Origin of the sequence: Streptomyces reniochalinae, assembly GCF_003323735.1 — a bacterium.
Taxonomy (GTDB): Bacteria; Actinomycetota; Actinomycetes; order Streptomycetales; family Streptomycetaceae; genus Streptomyces; species Streptomyces reniochalinae.
Genome location: NZ_QOIM01000039.1, coordinates 1 through 14,298, shown reverse-complemented (window position 1 = coordinate 14,298; position 14,298 = coordinate 1). Strand labels below are relative to the sequence as shown.

Annotated in this window: 12 protein-coding genes, 1 rRNA gene and 1 riboswitch; of the genes, 1 reads left to right on the top strand and 12 read right to left on the bottom strand. The window is 70.5% G+C overall.

Annotated elements, in window-relative coordinates; translation table 11 throughout:
• Positions 1-83: 83 nt before the first annotated feature.
• Positions 84-2,996 carry an aminomethyl-transferring glycine dehydrogenase gene (gene gcvP, locus DQ392_RS21710; RefSeq protein ID WP_114017360.1) on the bottom strand — a complete coding sequence of 971 codons (2,913 nt, stop codon included), beginning with the start codon at positions 2,994-2,996 and terminating at the stop codon, positions 84-86.
• A 187-nt stretch (positions 2,997-3,183) separates the two neighbouring features.
• Positions 3,184-3,280: riboswitch (glycine riboswitch) on the bottom strand.
• Between the two features lie 136 nt (positions 3,281-3,416).
• On the opposite strand from gcvP, the gene DQ392_RS21705 reads away from it, so the two are divergent.
• On the top strand, positions 3,417-3,794 hold the full coding sequence (locus tag DQ392_RS21705; protein WP_114017359.1) for a PRC-barrel domain-containing protein: 378 nt from the start codon (positions 3,417-3,419) through the stop codon (positions 3,792-3,794).
• Here the strand turns inward: DQ392_RS21705 and DQ392_RS21700 are convergent.
• From DQ392_RS21700 to rrf, 11 genes are all read right to left on the bottom strand, one after another.
• Positions 3,710-5,236 carry a DNA polymerase IV gene (locus DQ392_RS21700; protein WP_114017358.1) on the bottom strand — a complete coding sequence of 509 codons (1,527 nt, stop codon included), beginning with the start codon at positions 5,234-5,236 and terminating at the stop codon, positions 3,710-3,712. The genes DQ392_RS21705 and DQ392_RS21700 overlap by 85 nt on opposite strands.
• A gap of 65 nt (positions 5,237-5,301) precedes the next feature.
• On the bottom strand, positions 5,302-5,946 hold the full coding sequence (locus DQ392_RS21695; protein ID WP_114017357.1) for a MerR family transcriptional regulator: 645 nt from the start codon (positions 5,944-5,946) through the stop codon (positions 5,302-5,304).
• A 234-nt stretch (positions 5,947-6,180) separates the two neighbouring features.
• Positions 6,181-6,654 carry a bifunctional nuclease family protein gene (locus DQ392_RS21690; protein WP_114017356.1) on the bottom strand — a complete coding sequence of 158 codons (474 nt, stop codon included), beginning with the start codon at positions 6,652-6,654 and terminating at the stop codon, positions 6,181-6,183.
• A 74-nt stretch (positions 6,655-6,728) separates the two neighbouring features.
• Complete coding sequence (gene ftsR / locus DQ392_RS21685) at positions 6,729-7,493, bottom strand: transcriptional regulator FtsR (RefSeq protein ID WP_181856527.1); 765 nt, start codon at positions 7,491-7,493, stop codon at positions 6,729-6,731.
• An 18-nt stretch (positions 7,494-7,511) separates the two neighbouring features.
• Entirely contained in the window at positions 7,512-8,039 is a 528-nt protein-coding gene (locus tag DQ392_RS36000) for an FHA domain-containing protein (RefSeq protein WP_342774973.1), read from the bottom strand.
• A 432-nt stretch (positions 8,040-8,471) separates the two neighbouring features.
• Positions 8,472-9,296 (bottom strand): DUF881 domain-containing protein, encoded by an 825-nt coding sequence (locus DQ392_RS21675; protein WP_114017354.1) that lies wholly within the window; start codon positions 9,294-9,296, stop codon positions 8,472-8,474.
• A 5-nt stretch (positions 9,297-9,301) separates the two neighbouring features.
• The gene (locus tag DQ392_RS21670) at positions 9,302-9,634 is read right to left on the bottom strand and encodes a small basic family protein (RefSeq protein WP_114017353.1); all 333 of its coding nucleotides are present in this window, start codon (positions 9,632-9,634) and stop codon (positions 9,302-9,304) included.
• A complete protein-coding gene (locus DQ392_RS21665) occupies positions 9,631-10,530 on the bottom strand; it encodes a DUF881 domain-containing protein (protein ID WP_245981756.1) in 900 nt (299 codons plus the stop codon). The genes DQ392_RS21670 and DQ392_RS21665 overlap by 4 nt, the downstream gene beginning before the upstream one ends.
• A 183-nt stretch (positions 10,531-10,713) precedes the next feature.
• A complete protein-coding gene (locus DQ392_RS21660; RefSeq protein WP_114017351.1) occupies positions 10,714-13,209 on the bottom strand; it encodes a mannose-1-phosphate guanyltransferase in 2,496 nt (831 codons plus the stop codon).
• Positions 13,210-13,318: 109 nt separating this feature from the next.
• Positions 13,319-13,927, bottom strand: coding sequence for a cardiolipin synthase ClsA (gene clsA / locus DQ392_RS21655; protein ID WP_114017350.1), 609 nt, complete (start codon positions 13,925-13,927; stop codon positions 13,319-13,321).
• Between the two features lie 293 nt (positions 13,928-14,220).
• Positions 14,221-14,298: ribosomal RNA gene (gene rrf, locus DQ392_RS21650) — 5S ribosomal RNA — on the bottom strand; the annotation flags it as partial.

Genomic DNA, 14,298 nt, shown 5'->3' with positions numbered 1-14,298 from the left:
CCTGTGCGGCGTGCGCCGCACAGGGCCTGACACGTGCCCGCTCGCCGCCTCGTGGGGCGGCGAGCGGTGGCTGGTCTGCCTGGTTACCCGGCCTCGTACTCCGCGACCGGCGGGCAGGAGCACACCAGGTTGCGGTCACCGAAGGCGCCGTCGATCCGGCGCACCGGCGGCCAGTACTTGTCGGATGCCTTCACGCCCGCGGGGAAGACGGCCTCCTCGCGCCCGTACGCCTGCTGCCACTCGCCGGCGAGCATCGCGGCGGTGTGCGGGGCGTTGCGCAGCGGGTTGTCCTGCGCGTCCCACTCCCCCGTCCCAACCTTGTCGATCTCGGCACGGATGGCGATCATCGCCTCGCAGAAGCGGTCCAGCTCCGCCAGATCCTCGCTCTCGGTGGGCTCGATCATCAGCGTGCCGGCGACGGGGAACGACATCGTCGGCGCGTGGAAGCCGTAGTCGATCAGCCGCTTGGCGACGTCGTCGATGCTCACACCGGTCTGCTTGGTCAGCGGCCGCACGTCGATGATGCACTCGTGCGCCACCAGCCCGTTCGGGCCCGCGTACAGGACCGGGTAGTGCGGCTCCAGGCGCTTGGCGATGTAGTTGGCGCTGAGCACCGCCACCTGCGTCGCCCTGCGCAGCCCCTCGGCGCCCATCAGACGCACGTACGCCCACGAGATGGGGAGAATGCCCGCCGAGCCCCACGGGGCTCCGGAGACCGGCCCGATGCCCGTCTCGGGGCCCGCGGCGGGTTGCAGCGGGTGGTTGGGCAGGTAGGGCGCCAGGTGCTCCCGCACGCCGATCGGGCCGACGCCGGGGCCGCCGCCACCGTGCGGGATGCAGAAGGTCTTGTGCAGGTTCAGGTGCGAGACGTCGGCGCCGAAGCGGCCCGGCTTCGCCACACCGAGCAGCGCGTTGAGGTTGGCGCCGTCCACGTACACCTGGCCGCCCGCCTCGTGCACGGCGGCGCACACGTCGCTGATGTGTTCCTCGAAAACGCCGTGCGTCGAGGGGTAGGTGACCATCAGGACGGCCAGCTCGTTCCCGTGCTGCTCGATCTTCGCGTGCAGGTCGGCCACGTCCACGTCGCCGTTGTCGCTGGTCTTGACGACGACGACCTTCATGCCCGCCATCACCGCGCTGGCCGCGTTGGTGCCGTGCGCCGAGGAGGGGATCAGGCAGACGGTGCGCTGCTCCTGGCCGTTCGCACGGTGGTAGGCGCGGACGGCCAGCAGCCCGGCAAGCTCGCCCTGAGAGCCCGCGTTGGGCTGGAGGGAGACCCTGTCGTAGCCGGTGACCTCGGCGAGCCGCTCCTCCAGCTCGCGGATCAGCGTCAGGTAGCCCTCGGCCTGCTCGGCGGGGGCGAAGGGGTGCAGCGCGCCGAACTCCGGCCAGGTGACCGGCTCCATCTCGGTGGTGGCGTTCAGCTTCATCGTGCACGAGCCGAGCGGGATCATGCCCCGGTCGAGCGCGTAGTCGCGGTCGGCCAGCCGGCGCAGGTAGCGCAGCATGCCCGTCTCGGAGCGGTGCTCGTGGAAGACCGGGTGGGTCAGGTACTCGTCGGTGCGCAGCAGGGGCTCGGGCAGCGCGTCCGCTGTCGCGGTGTCCAGCGCCGCGAAGTCGCCCGCAGCGTCGTCGCCCAGGACCCCGAACGCCCGCCACACGGCGGTCAGGTGCTCGCGCCCGGTGATCTCGTCGCAGGTGATGCCGACGTGGTCGGCGTCGGTCAGACGCAGGTCGACCCCGGCCAGGCTCGCCCGTTCGACGACCTCGGCCGCCCGTCCCGGCACCCGTGCGGTGACCGTGTCGAAGAAGGCGCCGTGGACGACCTGGACACCGCCGTCCCGCAGCCCGGCGGCGAGCAGCGCCGCGTAGCGGTGCGTACGGCGCGCGATCGCGGCCAGTCCGTCGGGCCCGTGGTAGGTCGCGTACATCCCGGCCATCACTGCCAGCAGCACCTGCGCGGTGCAGATGTTGCTGGTGGCCTTCTCGCGGCGGATGTGCTGCTCGCGGGTCTGGAGGGCGAGGCGGTATGCCTGCTCGCCGTCGGCGTCCCTCGACACGCCGACGAGACGGCCCGGCAGGCTGCGCGCGAACGCGTCGCGCACCGCCATGTAGCCCGCGTGCGGTCCGCCGAAGCCCATCGGCACCCCGAAACGCTGGCTGGAGCCGACGGCGATGTCGGCGCCCAGCTCGCCGGGCGACGTCAGCAGGGTGAGCGCGAGCAGATCGGCGGCGACGGTGACGACCGCGTCCAGCTCGTGGGCCCGCTCGATGACGGCCCGCTGGTCGCGCACGACACCGGAGACGCCCGGGTACTGGAGCAGGACGCCGAACACGCCGCGGTCGGCGATCTCGTCGGGGATGCCCTCGCGCAGGTCGGCGACGACGACCTCGACACCGGTGGGCTCCGCGCGGGTACGCAGCACGCCCACGGTCTGGGGCAGGCACTCCGCGTCGACCAGGAAGACGGTGGAGCCGCGCTTGCCCGCCTTGCCGACGCGCCGCGACAGCGCCATCGCCTCGGCGGCGGCCGTCGGCTCGTCCAGCAGGGACGCGCCCGAGGTGGGCAGCCCGGTCAGGTCGGCCACAACGGTCTGGAAGTTGAGCAGCGCCTCCAGCCGCCCCTGGGAGATCTCCGGCTGGTACGGCGTGTAGGCGGTGTACCAGCCCGGGTTCTCCATCACGTTGCGCAGGATCACCGGCGGCGTGAACGTGCCGTGGTATCCCAGGCCGATCATGGAGTGCTGCACCCGGTTGCGGTGCGCGAACGAGCGCAGCTCGGCCAGCACCTCGGCCTCGCTGCGGGCCTCGGGGAGCGCCAGCCGCTCGGTGCTCTTGATCACGTCGGGTACCGCCGCCGCGGTGAGCTCGTCGAGCGATCCGTAACCGACCTGGGCGAGCATCTTCGCCTGCGCGGCCGCGTCGGGCCCGATGTGCCGGCTCTCGAACGGTGTGCCGCTCTCCAACTCGGTCAGCGGGATGCGGTGGGAAGTCATCTGCGGGGGCCTCCTGGTCGGTGCGACCTCGGGGGGCACCTTCCACGGGTGCCCGTTCGGCCTCCCCCTCTGTCATCCGGACCTGAGAGTTTCACCGACCCGCCCCACTGACCGGACGCTCGGCTTACACCGTCGGTGAGGGGGGCATCGGCGCTGGTCCGGGGCCCGCCCTGCTTTCCAGAGTGACCTCGTCCGTGCGGTACGTGAGCCTGAGAGATTCCGGGGAGGAGTTGCTCCTTCGGCGCCTCCGGAAACTTCCCGGAGGACTCTCCCGCACGGGGTCGACAGCCGTTTACGAGCGTATCAGCGAGCCCCTCGGTGGTAACCCGGAGTGTGTTCAAGTGGCCAGTGGCCGAAAAGTACCGTTTCGTAGTGGGTACGAGCAGGAACAGCATGTCGCAACCCGTGGGAGGGAGATCCGTGCAGACCGACATAGACCCGCGGAGCCTGATCGGCCGCAAGGCGTTCGACAGCCGGGGAGACAAGATCGGCACCGTCGACGAGGTGTACCTGGACGACGCCACCGGCGAACCGGAGTGGGCAGCCCTGCGCACCGGGATCTTCAGCCGTGACGCCTTCGTACCGCTGGAACCCTCCCGACTGGACGAGACCGGCCTGCGCGTGCCCTTCGCGCGCGATCTGATCAGGGGCGCGCCCGACTTCGGAGTGGGCCGCCACCTCTCACCGCAGCAGGAGCTCCAGCTCTACCGCCACTACGGTCTCGACACACCACTGCCCGACGAGGCACCGGCACCGCCGGACCGCGACTTCGGGCGGGTGGCGGGCGCCGGCGACTGACCCGCTCCGGCCCCGGAACCGCCCGCGGGGGCAGGCGCGGCCCGCCGCGCCAGCGCCTCGGCGACGCGCGCGTCCAGCATGACCGGTTCGGCCGGCTCGAGATCCGGGTCGTCCACGGCGAACGTGCGCACCCGGCCCGGCGGCGTGTCGGGCTCCTCGAAGCGGACGGTCACCTTCCCGACGCCGCTGCCCTGCACCCAGCCCCTGCCGTGCGCCGCGTGCCGCACGTCCCGGCCAGGAATCCACTGCCGGTCGGCGGGCACCGCGGCGTCCGGCTCCTCCACGACCGTGCTGTCCCGCTCGGCGTCCGCCTCGGCGGCCTGCCGCGCCGCCTCGGCCTCGGCCTCGCTCCGCGCGGCCTGGGCCTGCGCGAACAGGTCCTCCTGCGTGAAGTCCGCCAGACCGCTGACGGCCACGCCCAGCAGCCGCACCCCGGCCGTGGTGTCCACCCCTTCCAGCAGCCGCAGCGCCGCCTCCTTGACGACACCGGGATCGTCGGTGGGGCCCCGCAGGGTCTCCGACCTGGTCAGGGTCGAGAAATCGTAGCTGCGCACCTTGATGACCACTGTCCGCCCCGAACGGCCGGCGGCGCGCAGCCGCGTCACACAGCGCCGGGCGAGCCGCTCCACCTCCAGCCGCACCCGCGTGCGGTCGGTCAGATCGACGTCGTAGGTGTCCTCGACGGACACCGACTTCGCGTCCCGCTCCGCCACCACGGGTCGCTCGTCGATCCCGTGGGCCATGGCGTGGACGGCGGTACCGTGCGCCTTGCCCAGCAGCCGCAGCAACTCGTCCGCGCCCGCCTCTGCCACCTCGCCGATCGTGGTGAGACCCGCACGGCGCAGCACCTCACCCGTCGCGGGCCCCACCCCGGGCAGCGTCCTCACCGGCATGGGCGCCAGGCGTTCCCGCTCGGTACCCGGCTCTATCAGCACCAGGCCGTCCGGCTTCGCCTCCTCCGAGGCGATCTTGGCGAGCATCTTGGAGCCGGCCAGTCCCACGGAGCCGCTGAGCCCCGTCGCCGCCCGGATGTCCCGCCGCAGCCGCTCACCGATCTCACGCGCCCCCTCGGCGCCGCCCTGCGTGCCCGTCGGCGCCTCGTGGGCCTCCAGATCCACGAACGCCTCGTCGAGGCTCAGGGGCTCCACCAGGGGCGAGAGCGCGTACAGCAGCTCCATCACCACCTCGCTCACCGCCCGGTAGAGCCCGAAGCGGGTGCCCAGATAGGCCGCGTTCGGCGCCAGGCGTCTGGCCTGCGCGGTGGGCATCGCCGAGTGCACCCCGAAGCGCCGGGCCTCGTACGAGGCGGTGGAGACCACCCCGCGCGGGCCGAGCCCGCCGACCACCACGGGCTTCCCGCGCAGGCTCGGCTTGGACGCCTGCTCCACCGCGGCGAAGAAGGCATCCATGTCCAGATGCAGGATGGTCGGCTCGGTCCTCACACGTCCGATGCTGCCGCATGGCACCGACAACCGGCCCGGTCACCCGGCTCGCGGCGCGCTGGCCCTCAGCCCACGCGGTTGCGGCGGCGGGCCAGCTCGTCCTCCGGGTGGTCGCCCACCAGGGTCTCCCCCGTGTCGACCCGCTCCCCGTGCAGCTGCGAGAGAGCGCCCTCGACGTCCTTCCACACCACGCCCACGGCGATCCCGAAGACTCCCTGGCCGCCCTGGAGCAGATCGACCACCTCGTCGGGCGAGGAGCACTCGTAGACGGTCGCCCCGTCGCTCATGAGCGTCATCCGCGCCAGGTCGGTGCGGCCGCGCGAGCGCAGGTGCCGGACCGCGGCACGGATGTTCTGGAGGGAGACACCGGTGTCCAGCAGCCGTTTGACGATCTTGAGAACGACGATGTCGCGGAAGCCGTAGAGCCGCTGGGTGCCCGACCCGTAGGCGGGCCGGATGCTGGGCTCCACCAGCCCGGTGCGGGCCCAGTAGTCCAGCTGGCGGTAGGTGATGCCGGCCGCGGAGCACGCGGTCGGTCCGCGGTAGCCGACCTGCTCGGCCGGGGTCTCCGCCGCTTCGCCCGGGGCCCCGTCCGTCCGTAGACCGGCTGCGGGCCGCCCTGGGGACACCTCCCGCCCGTAGGCCGCCCGTGGACCGCCGAGTAGGGACGAATCGCCAGCTGCCGTACCTTCGCCGCCGGTGCTTGCCACGCCGACCTCCGTCCTTCACATCCCGGGTTACCCCCGGAACCTGCCCACATGAAGGTAGGCAGTCACTCCGAGTGCGTCAACGATCGCCACACTCGGCACGGCGAGTGATAATGCCCCCAGGAGTGGTTTTGCGTGCCCTCGGTTGGGGAACAGCTGGCCGGATGGCCGCCGCCCCCGGCCGCTGAGGCGCACTCCCCCGCGCCGCGTCGGCGGACGCGGCGCGAGCGGGGGCCGTCACTGGCTGCTGGAGCCGAAGTCCTCCGGAGAGATCTGGTCGAGGAACTCGCGGAACTTCTCCACCTCGTCCTCCTGCTCGTCGGGGATCGCGATACCCGCGTCGTCCAGCACATCGTCACTGCCGTAGATCGGCGTGCCGGTGCGCAGCGCGAGCGCTATGGCGTCGGACGGGCGGGCACTGACTTCCACACCACTGGCGAAAACCAGCTCCGCGTAGAACACGCCTTCCCGCAGATCCACGATGCGGACCGCGGTCAGCTCCTGACCCACTGCTTCCAGGACATCCTTGAACAGGTCATGGGTGAGTGGGCGTGCGGGGGTCATGCCCTGCTGGGCGAAGGCGATCGCGGTCGCCTCCCCGGGGCCGATCCAGATAGGGAGGTAGCGGTCGCCTCCCACTTCTCGCAGGAGCACGATCGGTTGGTTGGTGGGCATTTCCACCCGGACACCCACGACGTCGAGCTCATTCACACAGCAACCCTAGGCCGTGCCGCGCCTGTTTGGGTAGTCGGGCACCCGTCCGGCGACGGCACCGGTGTGCCGATTCAGTCACCCGAGGCGCCTGGCGCGGCCTGCACGAAGGCCGCGTAGAGCCGCGCGGACAGCCCGGCCAGCTCCTGGACCGTTCCCTCCGCCAGCTCCCTGGTGCGGGCATCCGGGTGCCTTCTGAGGGACGCCACGGTCTGCTCGGCGAGATCGAGCTGGCGCTCGGCACAGAGCTTCAGCGCCCGCAGATGACGCGCCTCCAGACCGTGCCTGCCCAGCTCCGCCACCAGGCGCGCCACCGCCAGCTCGCCGTGCCCGTACCTGCCCTCCGCGTCGGCGCCGAGCAGCCCGTACTCCTCCCACGCCGTGAGCTCCTCCGGGGCCGCCGAGACGGCGGCCAGCAGCTCTTCCCGGTCCAGGCGCACGGCAGCGGGCGGGCTTGCGGCCCGCCGAGCCGCCTCCCGGCCCTCCGGCTCGGCGGGCCGGCCCGGCGAGGGCGGGACAGCTGACGGGCCGGCGCCGTCCGTGGCGCCCGCCAACTGCTCCCTGATCACCTTGAGCGGCAGGTAGTGGTCACGCTGCATGCGCAGCACGTGGCTGAGCCGCTCGACGTCCTCGGCGCGGAACTTGCGGTAACCCGCCGGTGTCCGCGCCGGCTCGACGAGGCCCTCCGCCTCGAGAAAACGGATCTTGGAGACGGTGACCTCGGGAAACTCCTCACGGAGCGCCTCCAGGACGGCGCCGATGCTCATCGGGCCGCTCCCTGGGCCTGCGTCCCCTGCGGCGGTGCCCACCCGGGCACCGCCGGACGGCGTGTGCAGCACGAGCCTCCCTGCAAGATCTCAGACGGTACGCGGGCTCCCGTAGAAGACCAGGCGGTACTTGCCGATCTGCACCTCGTCGCCGCTGGCCAGCGGCACTCCCGCCTCGATCCGCTCACGGTTGACGTAGGTGCCGTTCAGGCTGCCGACGTCCGAGACGGTGAAGGCGCCGTCGGCACCGCGCCGGAACTCCACGTGACGACGCGAGACCGTCACGTCGTCGAGGAAGATGTCGCTCTCCGGGTGGCGGCCCGCGGTGGTCAGCTCACCGTCGAGCAGGAAGCGGCTGCCGGAGTTGGGGCCACGCCGCACGATCAGCAGCGCCGAGCCCAGCGGCAGCGCCTCCACCGCGGCCTGCGCCTCGGGGGGCAGCACAGGAGAGACGTGCTGGCCCGTGGACTCCGAGTCGTAGGCCTCCAGCCCGGAGATGGAGATCGTCGACGTCGTCTCGGACGACCCCTCCGCGGGCACGCCGCCCCGCAGGGGGGCGCCGCAGTTGGAGCAGAACCGGCTCGCTTCGGCGACCTGGGCTCCACACCTGTTACACACCGGCAAGGCAGAACCTCCACCTGGATTTGAGGTTTGCGGTGCCTGGGAACCTATGCGCCCCTGCGTACCGGGGTCAACAGAAAACGCGCCGTGACCACCCGAATTGTCGCCTGCCGGTCCGGCCACCTCGTCGCGGAACAGGGGGCGCTCCCCGCTGCTCCCGGGGGCGGAACCCGTCACCTCGGTGTCACGGGGCGCACGGTGCCGTGCGGTACCCGTGTCACCGCTCCGGCGGCCCTTGCCGAACAACTTCGCAAAAAAACTCACGGGCGATTCCCCTCGCACGAAACAGACCCGCCCGTGGGGCAGGACAGACCCTCGATGCTCTCATTGGTCACTCTCGACGCCCGTCTAACGTCCGTGACCCATAGACAGTTTCCCTCACGCGGTGCCCGGCCGGCCCGCCGACCCCCCGCAACTCTTCTCACCATCTCACTGCGAGGACGACCGAGCGTAGTCAGGCCGCTTCGCCTGTCGCAAGGCGTCCACGGTGACCTTCTCCGAGCGCGTCACACCCACTGTGGCCTGCTTGTTCTTCAGTGTCTGCACGACTCCGCCGGGGATGTTCAGCGCCGGTTCGAGATCCGCGGGCTTGCCGATGACCTCGAACCGGTACGGCGGATCGATCTTATGCCCGTCCACGCTCACTCCGCCGCCACTGTCGGTGAAATAGGTACTCGCCACCACGCGCACCCCGTTGACCTGCATCGCCTCGGCCCCCGCGGCCCGCAGCTCCTGGACGGCGTCGAGCAGCGTGTCCGAATCGGTGGTGCCGGCGCGGTCGTTGATCGTCATACGGATACCGGGCCCCTCGGCCGCCACCGTACCGGCGAGGACCCCCAGCTGCGCCGCCTTCTGCCTGGTCTGCTTGCGGGCCTCTTCCGCCTGGTCGGAGCTGTTCTCCAGCTCGGTGCGCTGCCCGGTCAGCTTCCGCTTCTCGTCCTCCAGCCGCTTGGTGCGGTCGTCGAGCTCGTCCAGGATGCGCACCAGGTCCTCCTGGCGGGCTCCGCGCAGCGCGCTGTTCTCGCTGGTGGACCGCACCTGGATGGCGAGCCCCAGGCCGAGGACGAACAGCAGGAGCGCCACGATGAGTTGGGCCCGCGTCACCCGTGGGGGCCAGACGGCCTTGGCCAGCCGTTGCCGCCCGGTCAGCCGCGCGGCCCCCTGGTCTCCCGACGCCGCCTCGTCCGCGGGCCCCTGCGTGCTCTCCGGCCGCTCGGGCGGCAGTTCCTGCCTCGGCCTGCGCTCGTCGCTCATCGGCCTCACGCCCTGAAGACGTGCCGGCGGATGGCGGCCGCGTTGGAGAAGATCCGGATACCCAGGACGACGACCACCCCGGTGGAGAGCTGGGCACCGACCCCGAGCTTGTCGCCGAGGAAGACGATCAGCGCCGCCACCACCACGTTCGACAGGAAGGAGACGACGAAGACCTTGTCGTCGAAGATGCCGTCCAGCATGGCGCGCAGCCCCCCGAACACCGCGTCCAGCGCGGCGACGACAGCGATGGGCAGGTAGGGCTCGAACGCCATCGGCACCACGGGCCGGACGACGAGTCCGGCCACCACTCCGACGACGAGGCCCAGTACGGCGATCACGATGTGCTGCCCTTCCCTGTTCGCACAGGCTTCGCTGTTCTCAGATTCAGACTCGGCGCGGCCGGCAGCCGGACCTCGTCCTGGACGGAGATGCTGGTCTTCGCCCCGTAGTCCTTGTGCAGGATGTACAGATACTGCCCGTCGACGCTGTCCTGGAACGTCCTGCTGAACTTCTGCCCAGGGCCGACGGCAAGCAGCGTATAGGGCGGCACCAGCGGCTTGTTGTCGACCAGGATCGCGTCCCCCGCCGCGCGGATGGCCGAACGCGACGTCAGACGCTGACCGTTGACCGAGACGGCCTCCGCCCCCGCCGCCCACAGCCCGTTGACGACCCGCTGGAGATCGCGGTCCCTGATCCGCCCCGTGTCGGAGAAGCCGTCGCTCTTCCTGGGACCGTCACCGTCGCCGGATCCGGCGTCCTCGGCGTCGTCCACCACCAGCTTGAGACCGGGGCCCTTGACGGGTGTCGCGCCGGCCAGCAGCGTCGCCGTGCGGCCCCGCTCGTCTCCGTGCTTCTCCAGGGCCTCGCGCTGCTCGGCCTCGACGGAGGAGCGCAGCTTGTCGACGTCCTCACTCAGCGTGTCGGCTTCCTTGCCGCCCGACTCGATCCGCTGGATCAACTCCTGCTTCTCCTTGGCGATGCCCGGCGCGGAGATACGCGCCTGCGCCGCACCGACGGTCACCACCAGCCCGGCCAGCACCAGCCCCACCGCGAGACCGAGCTTGGCCCGCAGGGTGCGCGGCATCCGCGAGCGGCCCACCTCACCCCGCCGGGCGGCGGCCTCCGCGTACCCCTCGTCGAGGCTGTGCTCCATCACGTTGGTCAGCAGCGACATGGAGGCATCGGGCCGCGGGAACCGCGACAAGGTGCTCCGACTGGGCTGCTGCTGCGACATGCCGCACATCGTCGCACGTGACGACCCCTGCCACCGAACGCACCCACCTCTACGCCGTGCGGCGGGACTTGCCCTTGGCGTTGCCCCCGGGGAAGGACACGCCCCGCCGCGACCAACGCGACCAGGCAGGGCTGCGCGGCCGACGCCGCAGGCCGTGGGCCCGGCCGCCGCCCTGCCCGCGGCTCAGTGTCCCGCGCTGTCGACCACGGCCGCCCACTCGTCCAGCAACGCCTGCGCCGACGCCTCGTCGGGGCCCTCGGCCCACAGATGGGTGACGGCCTCCGCCGGGTCCGGCAGCACCATCACCCAGCGTCCGTCGGACTCGACGACCCGCACCCCGTCGGTGGTGTCGACCGACCTGTCCCCGGCCGCCTCCACGACCGTACGCATCACGAGCCCCTTGACCGCCCACGGCGTCGGCAGGTCCCGCCGGCTCACGTGCGCCTGCGGAATCCGCGCGTCGATCTGGCTGAGGGTGAGCTGTGTACGGGCCACCAGCCCGATCAGCCGCACGAAAGCGGCCGCACCGTCGAAGACGGAACTGAACTCCGGAACGATGAACCCACCGCGCCCGTCGCCGCCGAAGACCGTCGCGTCGTCCCGGCTGACCCGGGCCAGGTCGTCGGTCGAAGTCGTCGTCCACTCCACCTGGGTCCCGTGGTAGGCCGCGACCTGCTCCGCGATCCGGGTCGTGGTCACCGGCAGCGCCACCCGGCCGCTGCGCCGCTCGGCGGCCACCAAGTCCAGCATGACCAGCAGCGCGCGGTCGTCCTCGACGATCCTGCCCTGCTCGTCCACCAGGGAGATCCGCTCACCCACCGGGTCGAACCGCACGCCGAACGCCGCCCGCGCCGAGGCCACGATCTCCCCCAGCCGCACCATACCGGCCCGCCGGCTCTCCGCCGTCTCCGTCGGACGCGCCTCGTCGAGCCCCGGATTGATCGTCAGCGAGTCCACACCGAGGCGGCCGAGCAGACTCGGCAGCACCAGCCCCGCGCTGCCGTTGGACGCGTCCACGACCACCTTGAGCCCGGACTCCGCGATCCCCGTGGTGTCCACGGCACGCAGCAGGGATCCTGTATAGGAGTCGTAGACGCTGGAGGGAAAGCTCAGGTCGCCGATCTCGCCAGGGAAGGCGCGGCGGTACTCCTGGCGCGCGTAGACGCGGTCCAGCTTGCGCTGCTTGGCCTGGGAGAGGTCCGCGCCGCGCTCGTCGAAGAACATGATGTCGACCGAGTCCGGAACACCGGTCGTCGTCCGGATCATGATGCCGCCCGCGCTGCCCCGCGCCGTCTGCTCGCGGGCCACGGGGAGCGGCACGTTCTCCAGGTCACGTACGTCGATGGCGCTGGCCTGGAGCGCGGAGATGATGGCCCGCTTCAGCGCGCGGGCACCGCGGGAGTGGTCACGCGCAGTACAGACCGTGGAGCCCTTCTTCAGCGTCGTCGCGTACGCGCCCGCCAGCCGTACCGCCAGCTCGGGCGTGATCTCCACGTTCAGGATGCCGGAGACGCCCCGCGCCCCGAACAGGTGCGCCTGCCCGCGGGACTCCCAGATCACGGACGTGTTGACGAACGCGCCGGCCTCGATCGTCTTGAAGGGGTAGATGCGCACGTTCCCCTGAACGATCGATTCCTCACCGATGAAGCACTCGTCGCCGACGACGGCTCCGTCCTCGATACGCGAGGCCCGCATGATGTCGGTGTTCTTGCCGATGACGCAGCCGCGCAGATTGCTCTGCGGGCCCACGTAGACGTTGTCGTGCACCACCGCGCGGTGCAGAAAGGCGCCGCTCTTGACCACGACGTTCGACCCGATGACGGACTGCTCACGCACCTCGGCGCCCGACTCGACCTTCGCGTAGTCACCGATGTAGAGCGGGCCACGCAGCTCGGCGTCCGGATGCACCTCGGCCCCCTCGGCGACCCAGACGCCCGGCGAGATCTCGAACCCGTCCCGCTCGACGTCCACCTTGCCCTCGAGCACGTCGGCCTGCGCCTGCACATAGCTCTCGTGCGTGCCGACGTCCTCCCAGTAGCCCTCGGCGACATAGCCGTAGATCGGCTTGCCCTCCTCCATGAGCCGCGGGAAGACGTCACCCGACCAGTCGACCGACGCGTCCGCCTCGACGTAGTCGAACACCTCCGGCTCCATCACGTAGATGCCGGTGTTCACCGTGTCGGAGAAGACCTGCCCCCACGTCGGCTTCTCCAGGAACCTGTCGACCTTCCCGTCCTCGTCCACGATGGTGATACCGAACTCCAGCGGATTCGGCACCCGGGTCAGGCACACGGTGACCATCGCGCCGCGCTCCCTGTGGAACCGGATGAGGTCGCTCAGATCGAAATCCGTGAGCGCGTCGCCCGAGATGACGAGGAACGCGTCGTCCTTCAGCGCCTCCTCCGCGTTCTTGACACTGCCCGCCGTACCCAGAGGCTTCTCCTCGTGGGCGTAGCTGAGTTCCATGCCGAGCTCTTCACCGTCACCGAAATAATTCTTGACCAGCGAAGCCAGGAATTGCACGGTCACCACGGTCTCGGTGAGCCCATGACGCTTGAGCAGCTTGAGCACATGCTCCATGATCGGCTTGTTCACCACTGGCAGGAGCGGCTTGGGCATGCTCGCGGTCATCGGGCGAAGGCGCGTGCCCTCGCCGCCAGCCATCACGACGGCCTTCATGTCGGAAGCGTCCTCCTCATACAGACGACGGTCATACCGACCCTCACCCCTCCAGGATGGCCCACAAAGCCGAATTCAGGGCAGTCGGCCTCCGAGCGGAGGCGGGTGTTCAGTCGGTTTCAGCATCCGCGCTGATCAGACGGCGGACCTGGACCACGTAAAGGATCCCTGCCCACCAGTAGAGCGCAGTACCCCAACCGGCGAAGGCCCATCCAAAGATCGCAGCGAGTGATGCCAGCCATCCACTTCCGTCACTGAGCAGCAGCAACGGGAAGGCGTACATGAGGTTGAAGGTGGCGGCCTTGCCGAGAAAGTTGACCTGCGGCGGCGCGAAGCCATGGCGGTCCAGGACCCACACCATGACCAGAAGCAGCAGTTCGCGGGCCAACAACGCGATCGTCAGCCAGAGGGGGAGAATCTCGCGCCAGGTTAGACCCACCAGCGTCGAGAGGATGTACAGCCGGTCGGCGGCCGGATCGAGAATACGGCCCAGGCTGCTGATCTGATTCCACCGACGGGCGAGTTTACCGTCGAGGTAATCGCTGACCCCGCTCGCGACGATCACGAGGAGTGCCCACAGGTCGCAGTTCGGCCCGCCGAACTCCGGCCACAGAATCAGCCACAGGAACACCGGCACGCCGACCAGACGAGCCATGCTGAGGATGTTCGGGATGGTGAGGACCCGGTCCGTCTGGACCCGCGTCTCCTGGACCTCCACCCGTGGACCTCCTGTGTGAACGTGCCGACGATGCCCCCTGACCCTACCGGGCGCCGCTCACCCAGCGTGCACGGGGTGGCATGAAGGGTGGGCGGATCGAACGGCGCCGGCAGCGCTCCCGCCACGCGGTGACGCCTGGGGAGCCGGACCCCGGCAAGCGCCGGCCGACCCGTTGGGCAGCCCTGATAAGCACTATCGAACGCGGAGAAACTCCGTCGAACGCACAGAAGAAAGCCCCGTCGCACAAAAGAAAGCCCCGTTGGCGTGTGCCAACGGGGCTTTCCTCACATGGAGTTCGGCGGCGTCCTACTCTCCCACACGCTCCCGCATGCAGTACCATCGGCGCTGAAAGGCTTAGCTTCCGGGTTCGG

Excerpts from the sequence above, each read along its gene's own strand:
- gcvP (WP_114017360.1), bottom strand. The coding sequence starts at position 2,996 with ATGACTTCCCACCGCATCCCGCTGACCGAGTTGGAGAGCGGCACACCG.
- DQ392_RS21675 (WP_114017354.1), bottom strand. The coding sequence starts at position 9,296 with ATGAGCGACGAGCGCAGGCCGAGGCAGGAACTGCCGCCCGAGCGGCCG.
- DQ392_RS21665 (WP_245981756.1), bottom strand. The coding sequence starts at position 10,530 with ATGTCGCAGCAGCAGCCCAGTCGGAGCACCTTGTCGCGGTTCCCGCGG.
- DQ392_RS21660 (WP_114017351.1), bottom strand. The coding sequence starts at position 13,209 with ATGAAGGCCGTCGTGATGGCTGGCGGCGAGGGCACGCGCCTTCGCCCG.